General features: G+C 60.4%; 30 protein-coding genes and 1 tRNA gene. 25 read left to right on the top strand and 6 right to left on the bottom strand.

The window, feature by feature from the left end; translation table 11 throughout:
- Positions 1 to 26: 26 nt before the first annotated feature.
- Together Q0603_RS11635 and Q0603_RS11630 are read left to right on the top strand one after the other, a co-directional pair.
- Positions 27 to 968: an ABC transporter permease gene (locus tag Q0603_RS11635; RefSeq protein WP_298725774.1), complete on the top strand. Its 942-nt coding sequence runs from the start codon at positions 27 to 29 to the stop codon at positions 966 to 968.
- Positions 965 to 1,858 (top strand): ABC transporter permease, encoded by an 894-nt coding sequence (locus Q0603_RS11630; RefSeq protein WP_298725771.1) that lies wholly within the window; start codon positions 965 to 967, stop codon positions 1,856 to 1,858. Before Q0603_RS11635 ends, Q0603_RS11630 begins: the two co-directional genes overlap by 4 nt.
- Before the next feature lie 257 nt (positions 1,859 to 2,115).
- On the opposite strand, the gene Q0603_RS11625 is transcribed toward Q0603_RS11630, so the two are convergent.
- Entirely contained in the window at positions 2,116 to 2,907 is a 792-nt protein-coding gene (locus Q0603_RS11625) for a hypothetical protein (protein ID WP_298725769.1), read from the bottom strand.
- A 590-nt stretch (positions 2,908 to 3,497) separates the two neighbouring features.
- Between Q0603_RS11625 and Q0603_RS11620 the strand changes: the two genes are divergently transcribed.
- From Q0603_RS11620 to Q0603_RS11585, 8 genes are all read left to right on the top strand, one after another.
- Positions 3,498 to 4,751, top strand: coding sequence for a site-specific integrase (locus Q0603_RS11620; RefSeq protein WP_298725767.1), 1,254 nt, complete (start codon positions 3,498 to 3,500; stop codon positions 4,749 to 4,751).
- A complete protein-coding gene (locus Q0603_RS11615; protein ID WP_298725765.1) occupies positions 4,748 to 5,392 on the top strand; it encodes a hypothetical protein in 645 nt (214 codons plus the stop codon). The genes Q0603_RS11620 and Q0603_RS11615 overlap by 4 nt, the downstream gene beginning before the upstream one ends.
- 105 nt (positions 5,393 to 5,497) lie before the next feature.
- Positions 5,498 to 5,734 (top strand): AlpA family phage regulatory protein, encoded by a 237-nt coding sequence (locus tag Q0603_RS11610; RefSeq protein ID WP_298725763.1) that lies wholly within the window; start codon positions 5,498 to 5,500, stop codon positions 5,732 to 5,734.
- A gap of 21 nt (positions 5,735 to 5,755) precedes the next feature.
- Complete coding sequence (locus tag Q0603_RS11605; RefSeq protein WP_298725761.1) at positions 5,756 to 6,634, top strand: hypothetical protein; 879 nt, start codon at positions 5,756 to 5,758, stop codon at positions 6,632 to 6,634.
- 5 nt (positions 6,635 to 6,639) lie between these two features.
- The gene (locus Q0603_RS11600; RefSeq protein WP_298725759.1) at positions 6,640 to 7,644 is read left to right on the top strand and encodes a DnaA N-terminal domain-containing protein; all 1,005 of its coding nucleotides are present in this window, start codon (positions 6,640 to 6,642) and stop codon (positions 7,642 to 7,644) included.
- A gap of 81 nt (positions 7,645 to 7,725) precedes the next feature.
- A complete protein-coding gene (locus Q0603_RS11595) occupies positions 7,726 to 8,019 on the top strand; it encodes a hypothetical protein (RefSeq protein ID WP_298725758.1) in 294 nt (97 codons plus the stop codon).
- Between the two features lie 100 nt (positions 8,020 to 8,119).
- Positions 8,120 to 8,368: an HGGxSTG domain-containing protein gene (locus Q0603_RS11590; RefSeq protein ID WP_298725756.1), complete on the top strand. Its 249-nt coding sequence runs from the start codon at positions 8,120 to 8,122 to the stop codon at positions 8,366 to 8,368.
- Positions 8,296 to 8,847 (top strand): DUF2280 domain-containing protein, encoded by a 552-nt coding sequence (locus Q0603_RS11585; protein WP_298725754.1) that lies wholly within the window; start codon positions 8,296 to 8,298, stop codon positions 8,845 to 8,847. Before Q0603_RS11590 ends, Q0603_RS11585 begins: the two co-directional genes overlap by 73 nt.
- 908 nt (positions 8,848 to 9,755) lie before the next feature.
- Here the strand turns inward: Q0603_RS11585 and Q0603_RS11580 are convergent.
- Positions 9,756 to 10,469 carry a hypothetical protein gene (locus Q0603_RS11580; RefSeq protein ID WP_298725752.1) on the bottom strand — a complete coding sequence of 238 codons (714 nt, stop codon included), beginning with the start codon at positions 10,467 to 10,469 and terminating at the stop codon, positions 9,756 to 9,758.
- Between the two features lie 211 nt (positions 10,470 to 10,680).
- On the opposite strand from Q0603_RS11580, the gene Q0603_RS11575 reads away from it, so the two are divergent.
- The 8 genes from Q0603_RS11575 (at position 10,681) to Q0603_RS11545 (ending at position 17,354) form a co-directional block, all read left to right on the top strand.
- Positions 10,681 to 11,055 carry an XRE family transcriptional regulator gene (locus Q0603_RS11575; RefSeq protein ID WP_298725750.1) on the top strand — a complete coding sequence of 125 codons (375 nt, stop codon included), beginning with the start codon at positions 10,681 to 10,683 and terminating at the stop codon, positions 11,053 to 11,055.
- A 186-nt stretch (positions 11,056 to 11,241) separates the two neighbouring features.
- Positions 11,242 to 12,153 carry an ABC-three component system protein gene (locus Q0603_RS11570; RefSeq protein WP_298725748.1) on the top strand — a complete coding sequence of 304 codons (912 nt, stop codon included), beginning with the start codon at positions 11,242 to 11,244 and terminating at the stop codon, positions 12,151 to 12,153.
- Positions 12,150 to 12,395: an ABC-three component system middle component 6 gene (locus tag Q0603_RS19365; RefSeq protein WP_366132581.1), complete on the top strand. Its 246-nt coding sequence runs from the start codon at positions 12,150 to 12,152 to the stop codon at positions 12,393 to 12,395. Before Q0603_RS11570 ends, Q0603_RS19365 begins: the two co-directional genes overlap by 4 nt.
- Positions 12,392 to 14,155 (top strand): ABC-three component system protein, encoded by a 1,764-nt coding sequence (locus Q0603_RS11565; protein WP_298725746.1) that lies wholly within the window; start codon positions 12,392 to 12,394, stop codon positions 14,153 to 14,155. The genes Q0603_RS19365 and Q0603_RS11565 overlap by 4 nt, the downstream gene beginning before the upstream one ends.
- Before the next feature lie 735 nt (positions 14,156 to 14,890).
- On the top strand, positions 14,891 to 15,112 hold the full coding sequence (locus Q0603_RS11560) for an AlpA family transcriptional regulator (RefSeq protein WP_298725744.1): 222 nt from the start codon (positions 14,891 to 14,893) through the stop codon (positions 15,110 to 15,112).
- Positions 15,113 to 15,146: 34 nt separating this feature from the next.
- Entirely contained in the window at positions 15,147 to 15,977 is an 831-nt protein-coding gene (locus tag Q0603_RS11555; RefSeq protein ID WP_298725742.1) for a hypothetical protein, read from the top strand.
- 84 nt (positions 15,978 to 16,061) lie between these two features.
- Positions 16,062 to 16,319, top strand: coding sequence for a hypothetical protein (locus Q0603_RS11550; RefSeq protein ID WP_298725740.1), 258 nt, complete (start codon positions 16,062 to 16,064; stop codon positions 16,317 to 16,319).
- A 753-nt stretch (positions 16,320 to 17,072) separates the two neighbouring features.
- Positions 17,073 to 17,354: a hypothetical protein gene (locus Q0603_RS11545; protein ID WP_298725738.1), complete on the top strand. Its 282-nt coding sequence runs from the start codon at positions 17,073 to 17,075 to the stop codon at positions 17,352 to 17,354.
- A gap of 102 nt (positions 17,355 to 17,456) precedes the next feature.
- On the opposite strand, the gene Q0603_RS11540 is transcribed toward Q0603_RS11545, so the two are convergent.
- The 3 genes from Q0603_RS11540 to Q0603_RS11530 are packed head-to-tail and all read right to left on the bottom strand — an operon-like array spanning position 17,457 to position 19,142.
- On the bottom strand, positions 17,457 to 18,299 hold the full coding sequence (locus tag Q0603_RS11540) for a hypothetical protein (protein ID WP_298725737.1): 843 nt from the start codon (positions 18,297 to 18,299) through the stop codon (positions 17,457 to 17,459).
- A 27-nt stretch (positions 18,300 to 18,326) separates the two neighbouring features.
- Positions 18,327 to 18,752: a hypothetical protein gene (locus Q0603_RS11535; RefSeq protein ID WP_298725735.1), complete on the bottom strand. Its 426-nt coding sequence runs from the start codon at positions 18,750 to 18,752 to the stop codon at positions 18,327 to 18,329.
- A 39-nt stretch (positions 18,753 to 18,791) separates the two neighbouring features.
- Positions 18,792 to 19,142: a hypothetical protein gene (locus Q0603_RS11530; RefSeq protein WP_298725733.1), complete on the bottom strand. Its 351-nt coding sequence runs from the start codon at positions 19,140 to 19,142 to the stop codon at positions 18,792 to 18,794.
- 111 nt (positions 19,143 to 19,253) lie between these two features.
- Between Q0603_RS11530 and Q0603_RS11525 the strand changes: the two genes are divergently transcribed.
- Positions 19,254 to 19,529, top strand: a complete 276-nt coding sequence (locus Q0603_RS11525) for a hypothetical protein (RefSeq protein ID WP_298725731.1) — start codon at positions 19,254 to 19,256, stop codon at positions 19,527 to 19,529.
- Positions 19,530 to 19,551: 22 nt separating this feature from the next.
- Here Q0603_RS11525 and Q0603_RS11520 read toward each other — a convergent pair.
- Positions 19,552 to 19,641, bottom strand: a tRNA-Ser gene (locus Q0603_RS11520).
- A 563-nt stretch (positions 19,642 to 20,204) separates the two neighbouring features.
- On the opposite strand from Q0603_RS11520, the gene Q0603_RS11515 reads away from it, so the two are divergent.
- From Q0603_RS11515 to Q0603_RS11490, 6 genes are read left to right on the top strand one after another with little or no spacing between them, the layout of a single operon-like run.
- Positions 20,205 to 20,636, top strand: coding sequence for a CBS domain-containing protein (locus Q0603_RS11515; protein ID WP_298725729.1), 432 nt, complete (start codon positions 20,205 to 20,207; stop codon positions 20,634 to 20,636).
- 21 nt (positions 20,637 to 20,657) lie between these two features.
- Positions 20,658 to 21,581, top strand: coding sequence for a formate dehydrogenase accessory sulfurtransferase FdhD (locus Q0603_RS11510; RefSeq protein ID WP_298725727.1), 924 nt, complete (start codon positions 20,658 to 20,660; stop codon positions 21,579 to 21,581).
- Entirely contained in the window at positions 21,581 to 22,204 is a 624-nt protein-coding gene (mobA, locus tag Q0603_RS11505) for a molybdenum cofactor guanylyltransferase MobA (protein ID WP_298725725.1), read from the top strand. The genes Q0603_RS11510 and mobA overlap by 1 nt, the downstream gene beginning before the upstream one ends.
- The gene (locus Q0603_RS11500; RefSeq protein WP_298725723.1) at positions 22,201 to 22,929 is read left to right on the top strand and encodes a biotin/lipoate--protein ligase family protein; all 729 of its coding nucleotides are present in this window, start codon (positions 22,201 to 22,203) and stop codon (positions 22,927 to 22,929) included. The genes mobA and Q0603_RS11500 overlap by 4 nt, the downstream gene beginning before the upstream one ends.
- Positions 22,926 to 23,402, top strand: coding sequence for a DUF6505 family protein (locus Q0603_RS11495; RefSeq protein ID WP_298725722.1), 477 nt, complete (start codon positions 22,926 to 22,928; stop codon positions 23,400 to 23,402). Before Q0603_RS11500 ends, Q0603_RS11495 begins: the two co-directional genes overlap by 4 nt.
- Entirely contained in the window at positions 23,395 to 24,411 is a 1,017-nt protein-coding gene (locus tag Q0603_RS11490; RefSeq protein WP_298725720.1) for a DUF6352 family protein, read from the top strand. Before Q0603_RS11495 ends, Q0603_RS11490 begins: the two co-directional genes overlap by 8 nt.
- Positions 24,412 to 24,413 lie beyond the last annotated feature (2 nt).

The following is a 24,413-nucleotide window of genomic DNA, read 5'->3' as shown; positions in this document are numbered from 1 at the left end:
CGGCAACCCTTCCTATCGAAGGCCCCATGACCCGTTTCCTGTTCCGGCGTCTCGCCATCCTGATCCCGACACTGATCTTCGTGTCGATGATCATCTTCGGACTGCAGCAGCTGCTGCCGGGCGATCCCGCCATCGCCATGGCGGGCGAAGAGCGCGATCCGCAGGCGATTGCCGAATTGCGGGCCAAGTACAATCTCGACAAGCCTATCTGGGTGCAATACGGCCTGTGGATCGGCGGTATCTTGCAGGGCGATTTCGGCGAGTCGATCCGCATTCAGCTGCCGGTGTCGCAGCTTCTGCTGGAAAAGCTGCCGGTGACCATCGAGCTGGCGGTTCTTTCGATGCTGGTGGCTTTGCTCATCGGCCTGCCGGCAGGCGTGATCTCCGCGCTGTATAACGGCCGCTGGCCGGATTATCTCGCCAATGTCATCGGCCTCTGGGGGTTGTCGACGCCGAATTTCTGGCTCGGCATCATGATGATTTTGCTGTTTTCCGTTCATCTCGGCTGGCTGCCGGCTTCGGGCTACGTGTCGCCAACCGAAGACCTTTGGGCCAACCTGCAGGCCATGATCATGCCGGCCTTCGTGCTGGGTACCGGCATTGCCGCGGTGTTCATGCGCCATACCCGCAGCGCCATGCTGCAGGTTTTGGCCAGCGACTATATCCGCACGGCGCGCGCCAAGGGCCTTTATGAGCGCGTGGTGATCGGCAAGCATGCCTTCCGCAACGCGGCCGTGCCGGTGATCACGCTCGGCGCGCTGGAATTCGGGCAGTTGCTCTCCGGCGCCGTGCTGACCGAACAGATTTTCTCTATTCCCGGCTTCGGCAAGCTGATCGTCGATGCCGTGTTCAACCGCGATTATGCCGTGGTGCAGGGCGTGGTGCTGTGCACGGCCACCGCCTATGTGCTGCTGAACCTGCTGGCGGATATTGCGTATTTCCTGGTGAATCCGAGGCTGCGCACATGAGCGAACTCGCTGCATCCTCGCCTGCTGCGGCCAAGAAACCGGCCCGCGAAGACAGTCCCACCCGGCGTGCATTCCGCCGCCTGCTGCGGCGCAAGGGCGCCGTGGTTGGCCTGGTGGTGGTGCTGCTTTTTGTCTGCATGGCGCTGCTGGCGGACTGGATTGCGCCGTACAACCCGACCGAAGCCGACTGGAGCGCGCTGCGCGGCGAGCCGACCTTGGAGCATCCTTTCGGCGGTGACGAACTGGGCCGGGACGTGCTGTCGCGCGTCATTTATGGTGCGCGCGCCTCGCTGTTTGCCGGCGTGATCTCCGTGCTGCTGGCGCTGGCGATCGGCATTCCGGTTGGATTGCTGTCGGGCTATGCCGGCGGCGTGGTGGATGGCGTGATCATGCGCTTCACCGATGCCATGCTGGCCGTGCCCTTCCTGATCCTGGCGATTGCCATGGCGGCCTTCCTTGGCCCAAGCCTGGCCAATGCGATGATCGCCATCGGCGTCGCTGCGGCGCCGATCTTCGTGCGGTTGACGCGGGCGCAGGTGCAGTCCGTGAAGGTGGAGGATTATGTCGAGGCTGCGCGCGCCATCGGTAATTCACCGGCCCGCATCGCATTCCGCCATATCCTGCCGAATATTTGGCCGGCTTTGATGGTGCAGTCGACGCTCACCATCGCCTCGGCCATCATCGCCGAGGCCAGCCTGTCCTTCCTCGGCCTCGGCCAGCAGCCGCCTGAGCCGAGCTGGGGCAGCATGCTGAATGCCGCCAAGGATTACATGTCGGACGCGCCCTGGATGGCGATCTATCCCGGCCTGTCGATCTTCCTGGTGGTGCTGTCGTTCAACCTGCTGGGCGACGGCCTGCGTGACGCGCTCGACCCACGGCATAGGGATTGATTGGGACGTAACGGGAAGTGGCGGAGCTGTCCGCGCGAAAGTTGAAACACCAGTTTTTAATATTTCATCTACCGTATGAGCCAGCTTTTGTATCACCCTTTTGGGTCAATACCACCAGTCAGCGGCGACGGTGATTGTTCTGAGATGAGAGATCGCAAGATTTGTTTTGGGTTTTGAGACTAAGATTGGGCGGTGCGCCTCCTCAGTTTTGGTGGCGGGCCATAGCGTCAAGGTTGGCCAAAGGCGAAGTGTATGGATTAAGCTTTCCGTCTCTCTTGAATCTCTTCAATCATTCTCTTGAGGTTATATTTGCGATAGCGCTTATCTATGCGCGGATCATCGGCGAATACTTCTAAAACCTTCAAAGGATCAATGTCTGTTTTTGTGTGAACTACACGACCAAATTCATTGGATCGCAGATATTGGAATAAAGATTGAAATGCAATCTTTGCTTCCTTCCATACGCCTTCCCTTAGCGCTTCGTCGATGTAAGCTATAAGTACTCTTGGTGCGGCTTTAAGCTGGCGTATGGCTGTGTCGTCCGACCGTAGAGTTGCGGGGTGAAGAACATTCGCCACCCTGCTGATCAGGCAGTGCAGCGGACTCATTACAGGTAGATGAATCTCTGCAATTCCATCCGTCGTTTGGACGGGGACAATAAGATCAACTACACCCTCTTTGATCTTTGCATAATCACTGTTTGTAAAGCCCAGCAAGCTATTGATGAAATCGATAACGGCTACTTTGCCGTTGATCTCAATAACAACCACCGCAGAATTTGGAGTGGCGTCGCCCGGTTCGGGTATGTTGACAGTGCCTCCAAAATGCTCGGCAAGCTTCCGTGCGGCATCGAGATAACCAAAATAGTCAACGTCTTTGCTTGTGAACGGCCCGGCAGCTTTCAACTCATCATCGTGAGCCGAGTAACGATCGGCCCACAGGTTGAGGGCTTGGCCTCCGACAATGAAGACATCATCCGCGCTATTTAAAACGCGGGTTATCTCCCTGACTTCATCAGGAGTCAAATGTTCTGGGTTATTGGCAGTCACTCGCCAGCGGCTAAGACGGTTTGGACTTGACGTGAACGCCGTGGCCAGCCGATGCGAGCGCGAGAAAGATCTAAAGAGGCAAAGAAATTATTCTGTCGCGATAGTATTTCTATACTGACCACACCGGAACGGAGGGCGTGATCGTCCCTTTCGCGAGAAATCTGTTTCTCACGGTGCCGATCGAAAGAGCGATAAGAGATCTGGCGCATGGTCCCAATCCTTATTACCAGAATGAACCTCGCAGACCAGCTTGGCAATACACATTAGCCAGATTGGCTATTACTTTTCTGTAACCTACAGTAATCTGCAGTTAAATATTAATCGGAGCGAAACGCTTTGTATCCCCCCTTGTTCACTCGCTAAGACTAAAAGCCTAATATTTTGGTTATTTGCGGAAGTCCCGGGAGTTTCCGATAATGATGGCGGAGAGGGTGTCCGCCTATCTGTCGTCCGATGCAGTCCGATGCGATCCCGACAACCTCTATCAACCCCATGAATTAATGCTAGTTTTAAGCTTGTCCGTCTGGACCGATCCGACTTAGTCCGATACGATCCGGCCCGCATTTGTGGGTTGAAATGGGGGTTAGGACATGGCCCGCAGCATCAATCGCCTGTCGGCTCGGACCGTTGCTGCCGCATCGCAGAAGGGCCTCTTTGCAGATGGCGGCGGCCTCTACCTACAGGTCGGGCCATCCGGCAACAAGTCTTGGCTGTTCCGGTTCACCCTGAACGGCCGGGCCAGGGAAATGGGGCTTGGGCCGATCCACACGGTTTCGCTCGCAGCAGCGCGCATTCAGGCCGAAAAGTGCCGCAGATTGCTCCATCAGAAGATTGATCCTATTGCGGCACGCGATGCCGAACGTGCCCGACTGCAAATCGAGGCAAGCGACTCTGTAACCTTCAAGCAGTGCGCGGAGCGCTACATCGCTGCCCACGAGCGGGGCTGGCGTAATGCGAAGCACGCGAAGCAATGGACGAGCACCCTCAATACCTATGCCTATCCGGTGCTCGGCAACCTGCCAGTACGCGGGATCGACACCGGCACCGTCCTGCGCGTCCTTGAGCCGATCTGGCAGACGAAGACCGAGACGGCGACGCGCGTGCGTGGGCGCATTGAAGCGGTGCTTGATTGGGCGTCTGCCCGCGGCTACCGCAATGGCGACAATCCGGCTCGTTGGCGAGGGCACCTCGACAAGCTCCTGCCATCGAGATCGAAAATTCGGAAGGTTGTCCACCATGCCGCCCTGCCCTACGACGAGCTGGGCGCGTTCATGCGCGATCTGCGAAGCCGCGACAGCGTCGCCGCGCGTGGCCTGGAATTTCAGATCCTGACGGCGGCGCGGAGTGGCGAGGTCATCGGCGCTCGCTGGCAGGAAGTTGACCTGATCAAGAAGGTCTGGACCGTGCCGGCGGAGCGAATGAAGGCCGGCAAGGAGCATCGCGTCCCGCTGTCGACTGCGGCCGTGACCTTGCTAAAGCGGTTGAAGGGCGACGCGAAGCCCGCAGATCACGTGTTCCCCGGTGCCAACGAGGACCGGCCGCTATCGAACATGGCTTTCCTTCAGTTGCTGAAACGCATGAACCGGGAGGACCTGACGGCCCATGGCTTCCGCTCCACGTTTCGCGACTGGGCCGCAGAGCTGACCAGCTTCCCGCGCGAAGTCGCGGAGATGGCGCTGGCTCACACGATCGAGGACAAGGTGGAGGCTGCCTACCGTCGAGGCGATCTGTTCGAGAAGCGCCGCCAGCTAATGGAAGCATGGGCGCGGCACTGCGCAACGGCTGCCGCAAAGGGCAAAGTAGTGCCGATTGGTCGTGCACAGACGAAAGCCGCCGTGGCATGACGGAGCGCGAGTTCGGCCCAACCGGCGCCTACACGCTCACCGACGAGAGGGTTTCGGACGAAGCGTGGAGACGCATTTCCGAGATCGTCGGACGCAAGACTGGCATCAAACCACCTGACGAATTTCGTGCCGCGCTGAATGACGTGCTGGCCGTCTATCGCGCGGTCTCATTCGCGGCAAAAGACGCGGCGACGCTGAATCAACTCCGTCGTGATCTCGATGCCGTGCACAACTCGGCTCTTGATCTAATGCGGCGCCTCAAAGCGCTGGATGGGAATGGCCGGCTTCTCATGTCAGTTGGTGAACCGGACGGCTTCACGGGGATGCTGGATCAAGTAACGGTAGTGGTGAAGGCCTCCGAGGCTGCATTGGAGAAGGCGGCTCAATATCGGACAGGCAGACCAATCGACCATGCGCAACGCAGCATGGGGGTATATCTGGCCGAGGCCGTTGTCGCCTTTCTTGGTCCAGACAAGGTGACAAAGACCAAGGATGGATTGTTCGATGAGCTGTTCTCGGTCCTTTACGAAGAAGCGACAGGGAAACCGGTAGGCGACCCGAATACTCCGGCGCGGAAAGCTCTGAAGGCTTGGGAAGAAAGCCGAGCCATCCTGCCGAAAATCTGGGGCGGAAGTTCGTAGGGGGGCGAAACCCCCTTCAAAAAATCGGCACTTCTTGCGGTCAAAGTTCCGGGCGACGGACGGCACAATCCAGACCAGTCCACACTGACCTGGAGCCGTTTCACCATGCAGCAAGACGATCATATGGAGCAAAGCGAACGCCTGCAGCAGCCGACCGACCCCGCTGCATTGCTCCGACTGCCGGACGTCCTTCGGCTCGTTCCCGTAGCGCGAAGCACTTGGTGGCAGGGCGTACGGGATGGCCGGTTCCCGAAGCCGGTCAAAGTCGGGCCGCGGATCACCGCGTGGAGGCGATCCGACGTGCTCGATCTGATCGAACGCCTCACTTCCAAGGCTGCCTGATCGCAGCAGAGGGAGCCAGCAATGAGCAAGGTGTTCAAAGGGGTCACGAAGGTCTTCAACAAGGTCGCCAAGGCTGTGAAGAAAGTCCTTCCGGCAGTGCTGGCGGTCGGGGCCGTCGTATTCACGGCGGGCGCGGCGCTCGGTGCGATGCCGACCTGGGGCGCGGCTATTTCGAGCCTCACGGCCAAAATGGGAGCGACAGGTGTCTTAAGCAATGTGCTCACCGGAGCCCTGACGCAAGCGGGCTACGGTGCGGCTATCGGTGTTGCGACATCGGCGTTGACGGGCGGCAGCGTCACCAAGGGCATGCAGATGGGCGCGCTGGGTGGCGCGGTCACTGGCGGCGTCATGGGTGGCCTCGGCATGAACACCGATCCGCTCTCCGGCCTGAACGAAGCGCCGGCCGGCGAAGCCGCGACCAATGTCGGTCCACTGGAGACCCCGACGGCAGACAATATCGGTACGGGCGCGATGGTATCGAGCCAACCTGGCGGCGCCGCTGGCGTGCAAGTTGGGCCACTCGGTTCCGCACCGCCAGCCCCGCCACACGGCGGTTACTCACCGTCGGCCTCGGGCGGACTGCTCAAATGGATGGAACGCAACCAGACCCTTGTCGGGAACGTGGTCAGCGGAGGCGCCCAGGGATTGATCAAGGGCATGGCGGCCGAGGATTCCGGCGAGGCCTACGAGCGCGCCATTCGGAGCCGGCAGGACATTATCAACCAGAACTATTCCGGCACCGGGCGCGGCCTGCTGACTGACGAGAACATGGCCTACTTGCAGAACCAGCCGGCACGGCCGACGCCTGGCCAGCGGTTCGATCCGCGCACCTATGGCGGCCAGTATGTGTTCGACTCTGACCTCGGTCGGATCGTGTTCGTCCCGAACCAGCAGGCGTAAGAGCGATGGAGTGGTTTCGCTGGCACCACGGGACGGTCACCGACCCCAAATGGCGGGTTGTCGCTAAGCGCGCAGGCGTGACATTGCGTGACGTGATTGCAGTCTGGGCGGCAATGCTGGAGTGCGCGAGCCAGGCTGAAAATCGGGGGTACCTCGTCGGCTGGAATGCCGAGGATGTGGCGGCCGGTTTGGACATGGAGCCTGAACAGGTCAAGGCGATCTACGACGCCATGCAGGGCAAGACCCTGGAGGGTGACCGGCTGACCAATTGGGAGAAACGCCAGCCGAAACGAGAGGATAACACGGCCGCCGAGCGTAAGCGGCGGCAACGCGAGCGCGAGAAGGAAGCGGTTGATCGCACTGATGTCACGCACGGTCACGGAACGTCACGCGATGTCACGACAGATAAGAACAGAGGAGATGAGAACAGAGAAGAATCTACATCCCTTCGGGATGGGGCGCCTCCGGCGCTCGTCCTCGTGGGCGATGATCAGCAGCAGGATCGGGGCAAGGACAAGACCAAGCGCGGCACCCGCCTGACCGCTGACATGGAGCTACCGGAACGTTGGGCCCTATGGGCGAAGGCGGAAGGCCATCCAGATCCGCAGGCTGAGTGGGAGCGGTTCCGCGATTACTGGTGCGGCGTCGCTGGCAAGGATGGCGTGAAGCTTGATTGGGAAGGAACGTGGCGCAACCGAGTGCGGAAGGTTCTGCAGGAGGGCAGACCAGCCGTCGGCCACAAGCAGACGGGTGCGACGTCAACCCCGGTCGAGTTCGACCCGAGCCTTGAGCCCTGGCTGCCGAAGCTGGCGCGCGAGTTCGATCCATCGGCGCTGCGCTCGTGGTTCACGCGCGTTCGCGCGATCGAGAGCGACGACCGGATCACGCTTGTCGCTCCGAGCAAGTTCATCGCCGACTACATCCGGCAGCAGTTTTCGTCGCAGCTTCGGCAGGTGTTTGGCGACCAGTTCCGGGTCACGCACCAGCAGCCGACCGGCAAGGCGGCATGAGCCGGAGTGAAGCCGATGCCGCATCCTGCCGGCGAACGACCGCACGAGCCTAGCCTCAAAGGTCCCGTTGGAGAACGATCGATGACGGACGAGCAACGCGACCCAGCCAATGCCGCCGCTGAGGCACAGGCCGTTGCCCGGGAGGCCGCCGCGGCCGATCTCGACGGCGATGACTTCGACCTGCGCGCGGAGATGCACGATCTCTCGATATCGCCGGCCCTCCTTGCCGACCTGACGGGAGCCGACCGGTCAACGATCTGGCGCTGGATGAACGGCCGCACGCCGGTTCCCCACTACGTCAAGACTATCCTCATGCTGCGCCGAACGCTGCGCCATCTCTCCGGCCGGCTGCTGGAGATGGCGAAGGACAGCTAGCGATGCACCGTGCAATGGCGCGCCTGGCTGCGAGGCGCTGGCTTTCCAGACCAGTACGCGCACAGGCGCGTGCGCGCGTCATGGGCTAGGAGCGATCACGATGCCGGCGGACGTTAAGCAGCGCTGCGGAGCGAAGACCAGGGGCGGCGTGCCTTGCCAGGCGCCCATCGTACGCGGGCGCAATCGTTGCAAGCTGCACGGCGGGCTATCCACGGGGCCGAAGACGCCAGAGGGCAAAACTCGCTCCATGCAAGCCTTGCACGCCGGCTATCTGCAATGGAGGGCGCGGAACCAGCCGCGCGAGGCAGACAAGTCAAGACCGACACCAACCCGACGGAACTGCGAGTGATGGCAAAACTAGATGAAGCTACTAAGCGCCTGATTGTCATGGAATTGGCGTGCTATCGAACGCCCTCAGAGGTCGTCGAGATCGTCGGCGAAAAACTCGGGATCAAGCTGGACCGCCGGCAGGTGTTCGATTACGCCCCCTATGGATCCCACGGCGACAGAGTCCCGCAGAAATGGCGGGATCTGTTCGATGCGACCCGGAAGCAGTTCCTCAAGGACACGGCGGAGATTCCGATTGCACAGCGCATATTTCGCCTTCGCGAGTTGAACGACATGGAGCAGCGGGCGAAGGCGCGGGGCAACTACGCCCTGGCCGCCCAACTGCTGGAACAGGCCGCAAAGGAATGTGGCGACGTATATACCAACCAGCAGCGGGTCAAGCACTCAGGCGCGGTCGCCACCTACGAGGCGACCCCGGAGCAGATCGACGCCGAGCTGCGCGAACTACTGGGCGTCACTGATGCTCCCGAAGGGCACTGACCCGAGCCCATCTTTGCGCTGCTGAGCGCTCGCCGCGGCCGGGCGGCGCTCGATCGAGGGTGCACTTTCGGCGGAATCTGCCGCCAGCCGGCGGCCGGGGGCACCGCGGGTGCTCGGCTGACCGTTCTCCCGTCGTATACGACACCACAAGTGAGGCCGACTGAGCTTGGTGGGTCCACGCACCGCCGATACTCCAAACGCGCTTCTCGGGCGCCGCACGGCGGGACGGCATGACGGCCGGTTCCACTGCGATTTCACGTTCGACAGGGATGCTGGCGGTCCGGGGATTCGTGCCCGGTTGGCCCCCGATGAAGCCATCGGTGGCAGCAGAGAAGGCACCGCCAGCGCCCGCGTCGGGAGCCCAGGGGTCGGTGTGCCTGGAGGGCCTGCAGCAAGGCTGTCGAGGAACTCTGAGTTGGAAACCGCTCCCAACGAGGATAGCAGTCTATCGGTTTCGGTGCTTGGAGCAAGGCGCCGCGGGTATCTCGTGGAGGGCTTGCGCTCGAAGGGCCACTACCAAGCTTGGAATTGCCACATCTCGCCCCCGGCAAGTGAATCTAATCGGTCCGTCATCCGACCACAAGTTCAGCATCGCGACCTCAATTAACACCCGTCCAATCGTCCGCAAGCTGATTATGGTCTCCTCCGTGCACGCGCTCTCGGCTTGAAAACTAGAAATGCCTGGGTACTGTTTCGCGTATGCACGCCTTATTTCGCTCACCACTGCTGCACCTGGGCATCGCCTTCGCAAGCGGCGCGTTCGTCGCGCTGTTGCTGCTCGGCCGATACGAAATCAAAAGATTGAGCGATTATTCCTGGGTGTGCCTTGATCGACTCACAGGCGATACCGCGCGCGGCAGGTGTCCATAATCATGATCTGCCCGAATCTCCGGTTGCGAGTCGCAGTCTCAGGCGTCTGACACAGCATCAAGCCTCAGGCTCAGCTCTCGAATGCCGTCCGCAATTCCTCTGCGCGAGATGATCGCCTGCGAATTGTCCTTGAATATGATCGACCAGTAGATTGATCCGGTCGCCATATCGATCCTGCCATAACCGGGAGCTTGGGCCAGAAAGCCAGATTTTGGAACTTCATGCTTCGCGAGCGTGATCCGGACCGCCTCAATTGACCTATATTGGGGAGCGATCACGTCGTATGCCGATTTCAGTCGGTCGATTGTAGAAGGATCCTGCTCGATACGCTCGTACGCCCGACGATGATAAAGGGCGCCATCTATCGTCAGTGCAGCAGCCTTCACTAGCGCCTCATCATTCTGCTTGACGATGGCAGCGCGGGCCTCTGGCGAGGCGGCCGCCAGCTTCGCTCCGTACTCGATGAGTTCCTTAGCCCTCCGTCGCCATGTCCGAAGCAGCTCGTAGAGTGCGAATATCCACATCTGGCTCCAAGCCGATACGACGACAGCTTCCATGGTTGGCGTGCGCTCGATCTCGATATATCGGCGCAAGAGATGCTCCTCCATCTCTTGGAGTGCGAAGTCCGTTACGCCGATGTTCATGGCCTGCATATTGAGATACAGGTTATCGAATAAGGGCAGCTTTCTGAGCACCAGGTGCAGCGGCAGTGCATCCGGCTCATCGTCCTGTTCTTCCCTTTCAATCGTCATTCCCCCCCAGTGCGCTGCCACTTCGGTCCACTAGTGCCTGACCGGTTAACACCCTCAGGCCCCCTCGGCAATATTGACCGTACATAGCTTAACAGCTATACAACCAAAGAGAATGTGCCCAGATCGAGACAGGTTGCGGGGCGTGCCGTCGGGAGCGTACCGGTTCTCCGGATGTGAACGACGGATACGAAGCCTCGGGGAGAAATCAAGGGTGGCTCGGAACTTTTCGGATATTGTCACAAAACTGCCGGCCAAGCGGCGGTTCGCTGTCGAAGCCCAACAGCAAGCGCTCTGCCACCCGGTCGAAAGCCTCCGTGAACTTCGGCAGATTGCTGGAAAGGCTCAAGCCGACGTCGCCTCGGCCCTCAAGATCAAACAACCGTCTGTCTCCAAGATAGAAAACCAAGCCGACATGTATTTGTCGACATTGCGCAGCTACGTCGAGGCTGTCGGCGGGAAGTTGGAACTGGTCGTGAAGCTACCCCACCGTCGGGCGGTTCGCCTCCAGTATTTGGGTGACATGTCGGCCAACGCCGTACCTGCGACACCGAAGCCGCACGCCCGGCGCCGCGTCGCAGTCTCCTGACTGGGTCCTTGCGATGATGCAGAACTGGGCTCCGGTCGCTCGCCGTACCAGCGCCTTTACGTGGCGTGAACGGGGATTGCTGAATGCGGCTGTGCACCCCCCGACTGGGGCGCGCTTAACAGACATGGCGGAAGACCAGAGACTGGTCGGCACACAATAGCCGGTGCGAGGGGGGCACGGCGCGCTATGGATGAACTGCAACGATCCATCTATGTCGACCGATTCCGGTTGGCATTCCACACCAAACGGGGAGCGGCATTTCAGGAATGGTTCGTTCTCCTGGCTGGTTATGCCTTCGGCGCCGATTTCGAGGAGGTGCGTCCCTATGGTCCTCATGGCGACTTGAAGTGTGACGGCCGGCGCATCAGCACGAAGTCCATCTTCCAATGCTACGCCCCTGACGTGATGAAGGAAGCTGAACTCATCGCCAAGATCGACAAGGACTTTCTCGGCGCCCGCGACCACTGGAAGACGGACATGGAGGAATGGATTTTTGTCCACAATGATGATCGTGGCCTCCCGCCTAATGCAGTGCGGCATATCGACGGCCTGCGGCAGGCGCATGCGCCAATTACCATTGAAACGTGGTCGGAACCAGAACTCTTGAAGCTCACCATGGGCCTCGACTTAGTTGCGTTGCAGGCTCTGTTTGGCCCCGCAGCATCGATCGCCATTGTTGATCGCCTAGTCATGGCTGATTTGGTGCCTGTCATTAAAGCCCTACAGCGTCAGGAGCCCAATGTCGGCGATCCCCCGCTGACGCCCCCCACGTTGGAAAAGCTCCAAAAGAACGCACTCTCCGAGGAGTCCGGTCTCTTGCTTCGCATGGGCCGTCGCAAATCAGGCTTAGTTGATATTTTCTTTGGCAAGAGTCCTAGGCCCGATCTCGGCGAACGCATCGCCGAGGCTTTCCGGAAGCGCTACGCCGAACTGAAGGCGTACGACCTTCCCGCCGATATGATCTTCAAGCACCTGCAGGATTATGCAGGCATGAACGGCGAACCGAAGCGCCAGGGCGCGGCGCTTGCCGTCTTGGCTTATTTCTTCGATAAATGCGATATCTTTGAGGACCCTGTCGCCTCAGTGGACATGTCATGATCCTGCCCACGAAACATGTCCGTCCTGATCGTGCTCTCATCGGCGTCGGCGCCGAGGTGCTTGAGATCCTAAAGCGACCGATGACTGTATCTCGGCTTTGGGATGAGGTGCGCGGACGGCGGACGCTCCACACACCCAATGCTCCGATTGACTATCAATGGTTCATTCTTTCGCTTGACCTGCTTTACACAATTGGTGCGTTGGAGTTCGATCGTGGCTTGGTTCGGAGGGCTGCTCCATGATCCGACGAATCGGCAGCGATCTCGCGTCCTTCAAAACTCTGACCTTCAAACCAGGATTGAATATCCTGCTCGCTGATAAAAGCGCGGGTGCTACAGATCGTCAGTCACGTAACGGTGCCGGGAAGACTAGCTTCGTCGAGCTGGTCCATTTCCTATTCGGTGCTGATGTCAGGAAAGAAAGTATTTTTCGCTCGGACGTCCTGTCGCCATGGACCTTCGATGTCGCTGTCGATATCGCTGGTGAAACGGTTTCGGCCGCACGCAGCGGCTCAAAGCCGAGCCGTATCAGCGTGAATGGAGCGGTCGAAGATTGGCCGGTATCTCCGCAATTCGATGAGCGCGCCGGCCATTTCGAACTCTCCAATGAGAACTGGAAAGCGAACCTGGGCGCTCTCTGGTTCGGCTTGCCGGCGTCGGGGGGCGATGAAACCAATCGCTTTCATCCATCCTTCCGTTCTCTGTTTTCCTACTTCGCGCGACGACAGCTTGGCGGTGGCTTCCAACAGCCGATGCAGCATTCGATTATGCAGCAGACTTGGGATCAGCAGGTCTCGATCTGCTATCTCCTGGGGTTGGACTGGACCATCCCTGGCAAATTTCAAGAATTACGCGGGCAGGAAAAAGTCGCGCAGGAGCTACGTAAGGCTGCTCGTAGCGGCGATCTCGGCCGCTTTTTCGGCAAGGCAGCGGACCTGCGCACGCGCCTGACGATCGCTGAAGCCAGGGCGCAGAGGCTCCGGGAGCAGCTCGGTAATTTCGAGGTTGTACCGGAGTACAAGGAACTTGAGCGTGAGGCCAATGAGATCACGCGCCAGATTGACGCCCTGAACGTCGAGAACTTGATGGATGGCGATCTGCTCCAACAGCTTCGGGCATCACTTAGCGAGGAAGATGCGCCGGCTCTTGGCGATGTCACCAAGCTCTACGCCGAAGCCGGCGTTCTACTTCCCGACGTGGTACGCCGTCGGTTCGATGAGGTTGAACGCTTCCACCTTACCGTCATCGAGAATCGCCGAGCGCATCTAAGTGCTGAAATTGCTTCAGCAGAAGCGCGCATGTCTCAGCGAGACCAACGCGCGACGGAGCTAGACCACCGCCGGCGTCAAATCATGACCGTTCTACGGTCTGGCGGCGCGCTGGAACACTATACAAGTCTTCGTGAGGAAGCCGGTCGCGCCGAGGCGGAGGTTGAAAGTCTTCGACAGCGCCTTGACACCGCAGAGCGGATAGAGAGCACCAAAGCTGAGTTGGATATCGAGCGGGCCAATCTGACCAAGGCGCTGCGCGACGATATCCATGAGCGCGAAGCAATCATTCGAGAGGCGATCCTCGCCTTCGAATCGCTATCTGAATCCCTCTATGAAAAGGCAGGCAACCTCACCATCTCTGAAACCGGAAACGGTCCCCAGTTCGAGGTTCATATCGAAGGGCAACGCAGTAAGGGGATCACCAATATGCAAATATTCTGTTTCGATCTGATGCTTACGGAACTCAGCATCAAACAGGGACGTGGTCCGGGATTCTTGATCCACGACAGTCATCTTTTCGACGGCGTCGACGAACGGCAGGTGGCTAAGGCGCTTCAACTTGGCGCCGAACGAGCCAAGGCGGCCGGATTTCAATATATCGTGACGATGAACTCCGACGCTCTTCCCAAAGAGGGCTTTCAGCGTGGCTTCGATATTCAATCCTATGTGATGGACACCAAGCTCACTGACGCAACCGACACTGGCGGACTTTTCGGCCGGCGTTTCGACTAGACCGCGCGGAATGCTCCGCGCCTCCTATGGAGATTTCCGCTGGGGTTTCCGAGGATCTTTCGCGAATCCAATTTCGATCAAGCGCCGAATTGCCTCAGAGCGAGAAGGAAGGTCCGGTTGCTCTCGGCGCCATGCATCCACCGCAGCGATCTGCCGGCGCGAAATCACAAGCTGGAGCCGTTGGTCTAGTCGCTCATGTTCCATGGCAAGATTATTTGCCGGACCAGCAAGTTGTGTCAAGTGTGTAAGTTGCTTGACATAAGCGTGAATATGTGTAAGTTACACACTTGTTGAGGCCAGACGCAAGGGTGGAACCAATGAAAGCTGCCGTATCAACCAGGAAAGCCCCAAAGCTCGCGCGCGAGGATGTGTGCGCACTTGGCGCTGCAATGTTGGACGTAATCGCCGCTCACGATGCCTTCGCGGCAACGCTGCGGCGCCTGGGCTGGGATGACGAAATGCTGGAGCCACTGCGCTCGGGCTACAGCATGGTCTCGGACCAAATCGACGCGACACTTGAGACTGGGAGGGCGGCGCGGACGTAAGCGCACCATTCCTGTTCGAAAGTCACGAAGCCCCGCCCCATAGGCGGGGTTTCTTTTGTCCTGGCGAATGACTGAGACTGGACGCCGACCATGGCTTCGTGAAGCATCGGCACCGCCAGTGGCGCCGGTAATTCGGGTCCGGAACACCTGTAACCGGCCGCCCCTGCCGCGGAGACACGGAGGCGACTGAATGACCGTGGAAACGATTGGCCTGGGGCGCATTCTGCGCCTCCCCGAAGTCAAACGCGAGACCGGCCTGAGCCGGGCCACGATCTACCGAAAGATTAAGGCCGGCGACTTCCCTGCGCCAGTGGAGCTAAGTAGAAATTCGGTCGGCTGGTATGAAAGCGAGATCGCTGCCTGGAAGGCCAATCGCCCCCGTCGCAGTGTCAAGCCCTGGTCTAGTGCGTAGCTCAGCGGCGTCGTGAGGGATACAGTTCCATTCCATGTCAGATGGAACCGCGCAAGACGAACTGTTCTTCGAGCCGCTCAAGGAGCATCGCGGCGCGTATTTTGTCGAGTACCAGCCGCCGGTACCAAGCGTGCCTTTGGCCACACTTTGCCTCGTGTTCACTGAGCCCGTGGGCTCGGCCCGAGCCGCAGCCTTGCTTGAAGAGGAGACGCGGCGATGGATCGGCCGATTTCCTGTGCCGCTGATGGCGTCGGCGCTTGACGAGAAGGAAGATTTGATCGCAGTGCATGGCAATGGGGCTGGAGGCCATCTGTTCGCGTGGTTCGAGCCCGATGCCGGCGAAATTACACTTTCATCGAAAGCGGCCGACTTGGACGCATTCCTGCGGGCCAATCCTGCGGCGCGAAACCTGCGGGAGATTTATGCCTATGTGCCGGCCAGGACCAAGGAACAGGTCAAAGCAGATGCTGATAAGTACGCTCAAGAGCGAAGGCGGCAGAATCTGCTTCTGAAGGGGCTCCTGGCGCTCTGGCTGGTCATCATTCCGGCCGGCATCGCTCTGTTCGAGTATTTTGGTCCAGAATGGCTGGGCATCATCGCGCTCACCTTCAGCCTATGGCAGGCGTGGCGCACCTGGCGAAAAATCACGGGCCGGTCCAGGCCATCGCGCGCGGAAACCGAGAGTGCCGAGAAGGACCGCAAGATGCGCCACTACTACTATCATTGCGAGCGCAACCCACTCGGCTTCCAAAAACTCATGGCAGAGAACTTTGCGGAAGATGCGCGACACAGGGTTCGCAAGGAAGCAGTCGACTTAGCCAGGGCAAGCAGCCAGTGTGGCAAGTTGAACCCACCGGCTTCTTAATGGTCATATTCCGTCCAGGCGATTACCGTCGCCACGTTCACGCCTACCGCGTGATCGCCGTCTCGGAGCAGGGAAGTTCAGCCGATGGAGTTCAGGATCGCGTATCTCGAAGCGATGCGCCGGCAGGCGCCGAAGATGTTCAACCAGCTCCAGCGCAGCGGGACACTGGACGAACACGTTCAAGCCAAGAGCGCCGAGGCGCACGCGATGCTGGCGGACCTGCTGCGCGACGCGCCGAAGCTGCCGAGCGGAGCACCGAAGGACCCGGCCGCGGCGAAACTGGCCGAGGAAGCGGTGATGAACGCGCTGATCGAGTTTCCCAGCGAGACGCCGAGCCCGTAAAGGGCGAGAATTTCCGCATTGAGCCCGGCGCCCTGGCAGAGCCGATGCAGCCCCCGGCGTGGTTCACCGAACGCACCCCGGAAGGGCGCCGCCAACTGGCGCGCGCCGCCGGCATGCCCGAGGCGGAGGCAGCGCGCGTCTCTCGGATGAACTGGGCCAACCTGTCGCGCGACACCGAGACCGTCGCTCGGCTGGAGAATGCGGCCCAGGCGACAGAAACCCCGATCAGTGCTACCGTCGAACAGGAGGCAACACGTGGCGAACAAGCCGATACTCAGGATCGAGGAGTCGAAGACCGGGGAGCCGTACCAGCGGCCCGCCAAGTCTACGAAACCGTCGAAGAAATCCGGCAAGCCGTCCGGGAAGGCACGCTAAAGACCAAGCCGGATCGGGCTGGCCTCTGCTATCGCTTTGCTTCCGAAGCGGCGATTCGCGGCGATGGCGACTATGTGATCGCCACCGTAGGGCACCCGACCAAGGGCCGGATTTTCCATGCCGTTGTCGAGGCGCCGGACGGGTCTATATACGATCCTCAGTTCGATGCATGGTTCTCGCGCCGGGCCTACGACGATGCTATCGCCGGGATGGTCGCTGTCCGGCGGATGACCGGCCCCGAGGTCGAGGCATTCGGCGAACGCACCGGGAAATACCCGGACCCGGTAACCCTTGGTTTTGATCGTCCGGCGACGGATTACCGGCCCGGCATGACAGAGCCGGCCGCGCGTGCTACAGTCGGGCGTCAGGAGGACACCGATGGAGTTCAAGATCGCGTATCTCGAAGCGATGCGCCGGCAGGCGCCAAAGATGTTCAACCAGCTCCAGCGGAGCGGGCAACTGGACGCGCACGTTCAGGCCAAGAGCGCCGAGGCGCACCGGATGCTGAACGAGATGCTCAGCAACGAGCCGAAACTGCCGAGCGGTCTCCCGAAGAACCTCGAAGCCCTGCACCGGGCCGAGGAGATCGTGATGGCGACGCTGATCGAGTTCCCGAGCGACGAGACGCCGGGCGAGCCGCTGGCCCCGCTGAATCTGTAAAGGGCTAAACATCCGCATCAAGCCGGCGCGCTCGGCATGCTCCGTGACCCGCAGCTAACATCAGGAGTTCAGGATCGCTCCGAGTTGCTCTGTGTCTATGCGTCAATACCTCATCTTTAGGTACTTCGTGACCTCGAACCGGGGCATGTAGGGCGTCGATCTGGCCCAGTTCATTAGGTCCCAATACATCGACCGTGCGAGTTCGCTGGTGCAACCGTCGGGATAGTCGAACCTGTAGCCGAGCGGGGCATCGGTCTTCCTGTAGGACCGAGAGAACTCCGGGCTCAGATAATCGTAGATACCCCACCTAATGTTATTGAGAAACTCACCGATGGCACTGCTATGGTAGTTAAAGATGCCAGTATGGAACCATTCATAGAAATCTGGCATCGCCAAATAAGCCTCCTCGATGCCAATCTGATGACCATTGTCTGCGAGTAATTTTTGGATTCGGCGCGCAGTGAAACTCATCCGAGGCAAGCTGTGCTTTGCAATGTCCCCACATATCTTGATAAATGACATGCGCGGCACACGGATCGCTACGTTGAGGTCGATTGACTTCAACGAAACGTCCTCGACATGACATTCGGCGTCCAACCAAGCGGCGAATGCCTCGACGGGCTTGGCAAGCGCGGTTCCAACCGTGTTCAACATTGGGCGCCGACTGATGAGCCGAAGATAGTAGAGGAAGGTTTCGGCCGATCCTGAGGCATCTGCCGGGAACGCAGGAAGGCCAAAGTCATCCTGTCTTGGCCTCGATAACATGTCGTTGAGCAGCACGTTGAATAGGCGCTGATGGGTGCTCGTCTTGAACACCAGATTCATGTCGTCGGTGCGCGGGAGCGTCCCGAAGATTTCGTAGTTCACCATGTCGTCAATGAGATCGGTCACTGCCTTTAGAACGATCACCTCGCGTTCAAGGTCAGTGTAGGCGTGCGATGGCATCCCTCGTGCACTAGCTCCTCTTAATTCCTATAGTGGGCCGCGATGATCCGAGCGCGACGGCGTCGTGTGACAGGATAGCTTGACCCGCCGGCGTGAGATTCGAGATGTCGTTTTCTGTCGGCGCTCGCGGGCTGACTTCTTCTGCTTGGCCCGCATTCCAAGCACGACAGCCTGCCAGAAGGCGTCAGCTATGTGATCGTTTACCTTAGCCGTGTCGCTCGCGTCGTAGCCCTCGCCGTGCACAGCCAAGCGTAGGTCCTCGATCACCGGAGCTGTAGCTCTCAATAGGAAGCCGATATAGCCGAATTTCGCGCGCTCGGCTGACGTCAGGCCGAACAATAGGTGTGCCAGATGTTCGTTGCGGAATCGGCGCAACGTTTTGAGCCACTGCAGCCGGGCGCCTGATTTGAAGCTCTCGATCCGCGTCAGTATTCGCGCGATCCGTTCTCGCACAAGCGACTCGTTTCTATCCGCGAGATCTAGGCCTGGATTCTAGTTCCGAGCCTCCTCGATGAATGCGGCCGCCACGTCCGGATCGGATAAGAGATGACCTATATGTGGGAGCGACGCGCGATTGCTCGTGCGACTGTTGGTCGGCTCGTAGGCATCGTGCATTTTCAGCAGCGTTAGGATGAGCTGATTCATCAGCGCATGGGTGACGACATTCAGGCCGTTGGCCTCATAGGTCTGATGAAAAACCTTCCGGAGTTCCGCATCGTCGTTTGCGCGCATCAGAATCGCGCGCAAAGCGAACGCATTGTTGAGCTCCTGCGAGAGGCGCCGGACGATCGTCTTTGCCAGTTCCACCTTTGCCGCCGTGTCGAGCGCGGTCGTTTTTGCCATAGGCTCCCCTTGACGACCCCCACCATCTTTAAACCGAAGATGCGATGGCGGTGCTGGTTCGGCAAGCCTAAGTTGCTACATGCTCGCGGGCTCTTGCTGGCGGTCTGGTGAATGAAGATCCTGTTTCTCGACGAAAGCGGCGACCACAACTTCTCTGTGGTCGATCTCAATACCCTGTCTTCGTGCTCGGCGGCGTTGACCTGCAATACGCCGAAGGAGAAATGGCCAAGCGGATCGCCGAGTTCAAACCGCGGGGACCATAGAAACCAAACACTGCCAACGCGTGCGGACCAGTTCAAAAGCCCAATTACCGTCTATTCCCGTTCGTCGGCGTTCGGTTTCAAACTTGTGGGTCGCCTCGTGGGTTGGGCTCATTTTTCTTCGTAAGTTATTGAAAATAATACAACACTGGCGGAGAGGGTGGGATTCGAACCCACGGTACGGTTGCCCGCACAACGGTTTTCGAGACCGCCCCGATCGACCACTCTGGCACCTCTCCGCAAGGGACCGGCAAGGCGGAAAAGCCCTGGCCGGGGGGTCGAAAACGGCGCGGACCTTAACCGAAGAGGGCGTTCCCCGCAAGGCCTCAGGGCAGCTTTGGGCCAACTTCCTCCTGCGGCGATCCGGTAGATAGTTCAAACCCTTATGGCCCCCATGCCGGCAGTGTGTGGGTGGTGATCGGCTTAGTCAGACGGCCCGTCCTGCTGCTTCAGCCGGAACGGGCTTGCCAGAGCGGCTCCTCGGGTGGAGACTGGCCGGGCAGGTGCGGCATGATCCGCGCCGTAGCACCGGAGGCGCGTATGCTGCGCGCAGGACGCACCGGTAAATTGAGCCGTATCGGAAGGCGCGCGCACCGCCGCGCCCCCGAGCGGATGTTTTCCTTTGCCTCAGTTCTTCCACCTGGCCATGCGGCCGGATTGAGCGCCGGTTTGACCGGATGGGATCGTGCTGCCTTGTGGGCGGCGCCAATCAACCCAGATTCATACATAAGCAGCTTCATAAGCAATGAGCTTGCGCCCGGCTGAAAGACCCGGGGCAAAGCATCAGCGACGGAGGAAACACATGACGGTTGCCGCGATCCTGAAAGAGAAGAAACCGGGTGTGATTACCGCCAATGCGACCGACAGCGTCGAAACAGCCTGCCAGATCCTGGCCGACAAGGGTATTGGTGCCGTTCTGGTCCTGCGGCCCGATGGCAGCATTGCCGGAATCCTGTCTGAGCGTGATATCGTGCGCGGCATGGCCATGGTGGGCGCCGATATCCTCCAGCAAAACGTCGACAGCATCATGACCAAGAATGTCATGATCTGCTCCAGCAAGGATACGGTGGAAGACATCATGCATCTGATGACCAAGCGCCGTATCCGCCACCTGCCGGTGGTGGATAACGGCAGGCTGACCGGCATGATCTCCATCGGCGACGTGGTGAAGCGGCGCATCGCCAATACCGAGATGGAGGCCGAGGCCCTGCGGCAATACATCGCCACGGGCTGAGGCCTGCTCTATATAGAAGACATGAATCAGCAGCGCCCTGCGAAATACACGCCCGATCCCTCCCAGGCTGAATTCCTGGTCAAGCCCGATCCCCTGGATGCACGGCTCACCGAGACCGTCCAGGGGATCGATCACGATGGCCAGCCGGTCGAAACCAAGGTGCCGGTCGAGCGCCCCCTGACGCTGTTCCTCAACGGACAGGAGATCGTCACCATGATGACGATCGGCGATTATCCGGATTATCTGGCGCTGGGCTATCTGATCAATCAGCGCATGCTGCTGCCCGATGACGAGGTGACGGGGGTCGATTACGATGCCGAGATCGACACCATCGTGGTGCGCACGGCGCGGCAGACGGATTACGAGGCCCGGCTGAAGAAGAAGACGCAGACCTCCGGCTGCGCCCAGGGCACTGTCTTCGGCAACATGATGGATGCGGTGGAAAGCGTGCGGCTGGACGAGGCCGCGGTGCTGCATACCTCCTGGATCTACGCTCTGTCGAAGAAGATCAATCTCACGCCGTCGCTGTATCTGGAGGCCGGGGCAATCCATGGCTGCGTCCTGTGCGAGGAGGATCGGCCGCTCATCTACATGGAGGATGTCGGCCGCCATAACGCCATCGACAAGATCGCCGGCTATATGCGGGTGCATGGCATCTCGCCGGACGGCAAGATCATGTACACCACCGGCCGCCTGACCTCGGAGATGGTGATCAAGACGGCGCAGATGGGGATTCCGATCCTGATCAGCCGTTCCGGCTTCACCGCCTGGGGCGTGCAACTGGCGCGGCAGGTGAACATGACGCTGATCGGCCGCGCCAAGGGCAGGCGCTTCATCGCGCTTTCCGGCGCCGAGCGGCTGCGCTTCGATGTCGACCCCGCCGCCGTGGCTGACGAATCCGCCAAGCTGCAGCGCAAGGGCAGTCGCGACGACGAGGCTGCCTGATGCGGAATGTGCTGGGTGTTGTACTGGCCGGCGGTCTGGCGCGCCGCATGGGCGGCGGCGACAAAGGACTGAAGACGATCGGCGGGCGGCCGATCCTCGACCGGATTCTTGAGCGCCTGCGGCCGCAGGTCGATGGCATTGTCATCAATGCCAATGGCGATCCCGAACGCTTCTCGCCGTATGGCCTGCCGGTGGCGGGCGATGCGGTGGAAGGCTTTGCCGGACCGCTTGCCGGAGTTCTGGCGGGGCTGGCCTGGGCCAGGCAGAACCGCCCGGAGATTACCGACATCGTCACGGTTCCCAGCGATGCGCCCTTCCTGCCGCGCGATCTGGTTGCGCATATGATCGCGGCGCGCGATGCGGCGAAGGCCGATCTTGCCTGCGCTGTCTCAGCAGGCCAGGCGCATCCGGTGGTAGGGCTGTGGCCCGTGCGGCTGTATGAGGATCTGCATCGGGCGGTGGTTGGGGAAGGCATTCGCAAGGTCGACATATGGACGGGACGGCATCGTCTGGTTCACGCCGAATTCGCCGTCCATCCGGTCGATCCATTCTTCAACGCCAATACGCCCGAGGATCTGGCCGAGGCCGAAAGATTGCTGGCGCGTTTGGGAGACGCGGCATGAGAGATGAAGATTGGCCCAGCTTTCCGCCGGGCTATGCGGCACGGCTTTGCCTGGAGAATGCTTTCGAGACAGCCTGCAGGGCCGCAGCGCAAGACAATGCGGAAGACGGATTGCTGCTTTGGGTCGATCGTCAGGACCGTTGCGAAGCGGCGGTGGTGTTGCGGCCGCTGGATACCATCGATGTGGCGCTGACGCTTTCCTATGTCGGCATTCTGGGATTGCATGACGGCCTGGCGGCCGTGGCGCCGGCGGAGACGCCTGCCAGCATCGACTGGCCCGACCGGCTGCTGGTCAACGAGGCCTGTGTCGGCGGCATCCGCGTGGCGCATGGACCGCTAGTGGAAAAGCAGGGCATGAGCGATGTGCCCGACTGGCTGGTGATCGGCATCGCCGTGCAGATGACGGGCAGCGCGGAAGACGATGCCCCGGGCGTGGAACTGGAATACACCAATCTGGCGGAAGAAGGCTGCGGCGAGGTCGCCGTGCCGAAACTGGTGGAGGCTTTCAGCCGTCATATGCTGCTGTGGCTGGACCGCTGGCAGGAAGAGGGCATCGAGCCGGTCCGCCGCGCGGTGTTGCACAATCTGCGCGACAAGCAGCTCAACATCGAGCCGAACGGCGATGCCTGGCGGCAGGATGGCGCAACCAAGACCTGGCGCGGTCTGCGCGAGGCGCTGCGGCGGCCAAGCTGGGTCTTGCCCGAGCCGGTGGGATCGGCGTCATGAAGCTGCTGCGCTGCATCCGTTTCGATGAATCCGATACTCGCGTCTTTCCGCAGGCGGCCGAGCCTGGTGAATGGGCGGTGCCGGGCACCTTTGCTTTTGCCGATGCCGACCCGGACAAGCTGAGCCGGCAACAGCGGCAGGCCTTTGCCAATGGCTTCCTGGGCTTAAGCAGCTTCGGCTGGTCGACCCTGGTGACGATCAGCAGCGCGACGGACGAGGATTACCGCGCCGCCATCGAAGCCCTGGCGCAGCATTTATGGGACTACTACGACGCGCCCGACCTCGATGCGGCGCGGGCTGCGGCGAAGGATGAGATCGACTACGCCGTCTCGCTGTGTGAGCAGCCGATCAATACACTGATGGCGCTGACCCGGTTTATCGAGGGCGATGCCATCCGTGAGCAGTTCCGTATCGTGCAGCCGCCGGGCGAGAAGCCGCATGCGAAAATCTGGGAGATCGAACCGGATGCCTGAGCCATTCTGGATCAGCAGCGGCTATGAACTGCTCGACCGCGACGCATCCGGTCGGCTTGAGGTCGGCGGCGACTTCATCCGCGCTTATCTCAGCCGGCCGGAAATGCTGCCGCCGGATGAGGCCTGCGAGAATGAACGTGCCTTGCATGCCGCTTTGCTGACCGATCCGTTGCGTATGGTTGGCGATGACGAGCTTGATCGACTGGCAGATGCCGATGCGCGGGAGAATTATGCGATCTTCCTGCGTTTCCGCGATCATTTGAAAAAATCCGGCACACTGGAAGCCGCCTATGTCGGCCTGTTCCAGCCCGAGGCGCCGGCAGTGCCGGCGATGTTTCTGGATCACCTGGCTGCAGCGATCCTGCGCGATCTGCTAAAGGCCAGCGACGATCCGTTCCGCGCGCGGGCGGCTGAGCTTTTCTTCCGCACGCAGAAGGCCACGATCCGCGAAGGATCGATCCTTCTGGCCGATGAGGAAACGGTCGAGATGCTGGCCGCAGGCCAGGGTTTCGGCTCGCTGGGCGCGCTGGCGGCCCAGGCGGGCACGGCGCTGCGCAGCGTGGACATGGATATCCTCACCAAGGAAAACGCCGGCCAGTACTGGAAGCGCAGCGACCGGCATGACTTCGTGCTGGATTTCAGCTTCACCCGGCCGGGCCAGGATGCCTTCGCCCGCGTGCTGGAACTTTGGGTCGAGCGGCTGACCGGCGCCGCCGTGCAGGTTCAGCCCGTGCAGACGATCCGCGACGAGCGCTGGGTCTGGCATGTCGGCCTGGATGCCACGGCCAGTGCGATTATGAACGATCTCTATGAAGGCAAGCCAGTCGATGACGATCGCCTGCGGCAGGTGCTGGCTCTGTTTCGCCTGGAATTCCGCGATCCGACTCTGATGCTGCCGCGCGTCGCCGGCCGTCCGGTCTATCTTGGCCTTGCGATGGAAAAAGATGGCCATGTGCGGATGAAACCGCAGAACCTCGTGGTAAACTTGCCGCTACGGATGGGAAGTTGAAC

The sequence above is a fragment of the uncultured Ferrovibrio sp. genome, assembly GCF_937960835.1.
Taxonomy (GTDB): domain Bacteria; phylum Pseudomonadota; class Alphaproteobacteria; order Ferrovibrionales; family Ferrovibrionaceae; genus Ferrovibrio.
Note: the sequence above shows the minus strand (reverse complement) of the source record. Positions and strands in the feature narration are given on the sequence as shown.

Coding starts and splice junctions, on each gene's coding strand:
- Q0603_RS11635 (WP_298725774.1), top strand. CDS start 27: ATGACCCGTTTCCTGTTCCGGCGTCTCGCCATCCTGATCCCGACACTG.
- Q0603_RS11630 (WP_298725771.1), top strand. CDS start 965: ATGAGCGAACTCGCTGCATCCTCGCCTGCTGCGGCCAAGAAACCGGCC.
- Q0603_RS11620 (WP_298725767.1), top strand. CDS start 3,498: ATGGCCCGCAGCATCAATCGCCTGTCGGCTCGGACCGTTGCTGCCGCA.
- Q0603_RS11615 (WP_298725765.1), top strand. CDS start 4,748: ATGACGGAGCGCGAGTTCGGCCCAACCGGCGCCTACACGCTCACCGAC.
- Q0603_RS11610 (WP_298725763.1), top strand. CDS start 5,498: ATGCAGCAAGACGATCATATGGAGCAAAGCGAACGCCTGCAGCAGCCG.
- Q0603_RS11605 (WP_298725761.1), top strand. CDS start 5,756: ATGAGCAAGGTGTTCAAAGGGGTCACGAAGGTCTTCAACAAGGTCGCC.
- Q0603_RS11600 (WP_298725759.1), top strand. CDS start 6,640: ATGGAGTGGTTTCGCTGGCACCACGGGACGGTCACCGACCCCAAATGG.
- Q0603_RS11595 (WP_298725758.1), top strand. CDS start 7,726: ATGACGGACGAGCAACGCGACCCAGCCAATGCCGCCGCTGAGGCACAG.
- Q0603_RS11590 (WP_298725756.1), top strand. CDS start 8,120: ATGCCGGCGGACGTTAAGCAGCGCTGCGGAGCGAAGACCAGGGGCGGC.
- Q0603_RS11585 (WP_298725754.1), top strand. CDS start 8,296: ATGGAGGGCGCGGAACCAGCCGCGCGAGGCAGACAAGTCAAGACCGAC.
- Q0603_RS11580 (WP_298725752.1), bottom strand. CDS start 10,469: ATGACGATTGAAAGGGAAGAACAGGACGATGAGCCGGATGCACTGCCG.
- Q0603_RS11570 (WP_298725748.1), top strand. CDS start 11,242: ATGGATGAACTGCAACGATCCATCTATGTCGACCGATTCCGGTTGGCA.
- Q0603_RS19365 (WP_366132581.1), top strand. CDS start 12,150: ATGATCCTGCCCACGAAACATGTCCGTCCTGATCGTGCTCTCATCGGC.
- Q0603_RS11565 (WP_298725746.1), top strand. CDS start 12,392: ATGATCCGACGAATCGGCAGCGATCTCGCGTCCTTCAAAACTCTGACC.
- Q0603_RS11560 (WP_298725744.1), top strand. CDS start 14,891: ATGACCGTGGAAACGATTGGCCTGGGGCGCATTCTGCGCCTCCCCGAA.
- Q0603_RS11555 (WP_298725742.1), top strand. CDS start 15,147: ATGTCAGATGGAACCGCGCAAGACGAACTGTTCTTCGAGCCGCTCAAG.
- Q0603_RS11550 (WP_298725740.1), top strand. CDS start 16,062: ATGGAGTTCAGGATCGCGTATCTCGAAGCGATGCGCCGGCAGGCGCCG.
- Q0603_RS11545 (WP_298725738.1), top strand. CDS start 17,073: ATGGAGTTCAAGATCGCGTATCTCGAAGCGATGCGCCGGCAGGCGCCA.
- Q0603_RS11540 (WP_298725737.1), bottom strand. CDS start 18,299: ATGCCATCGCACGCCTACACTGACCTTGAACGCGAGGTGATCGTTCTA.
- Q0603_RS11530 (WP_298725733.1), bottom strand. CDS start 19,142: ATGGCAAAAACGACCGCGCTCGACACGGCGGCAAAGGTGGAACTGGCA.
- Q0603_RS11525 (WP_298725731.1), top strand. CDS start 19,254: ATGAAGATCCTGTTTCTCGACGAAAGCGGCGACCACAACTTCTCTGTG.
- Q0603_RS11515 (WP_298725729.1), top strand. CDS start 20,205: ATGACGGTTGCCGCGATCCTGAAAGAGAAGAAACCGGGTGTGATTACC.
- Q0603_RS11510 (WP_298725727.1), top strand. CDS start 20,658: ATGAATCAGCAGCGCCCTGCGAAATACACGCCCGATCCCTCCCAGGCT.
- mobA (WP_298725725.1), top strand. CDS start 21,581: ATGCGGAATGTGCTGGGTGTTGTACTGGCCGGCGGTCTGGCGCGCCGC.
- Q0603_RS11500 (WP_298725723.1), top strand. CDS start 22,201: ATGAGAGATGAAGATTGGCCCAGCTTTCCGCCGGGCTATGCGGCACGG.
- Q0603_RS11495 (WP_298725722.1), top strand. CDS start 22,926: ATGAAGCTGCTGCGCTGCATCCGTTTCGATGAATCCGATACTCGCGTC.
- Q0603_RS11490 (WP_298725720.1), top strand. CDS start 23,395: ATGCCTGAGCCATTCTGGATCAGCAGCGGCTATGAACTGCTCGACCGC.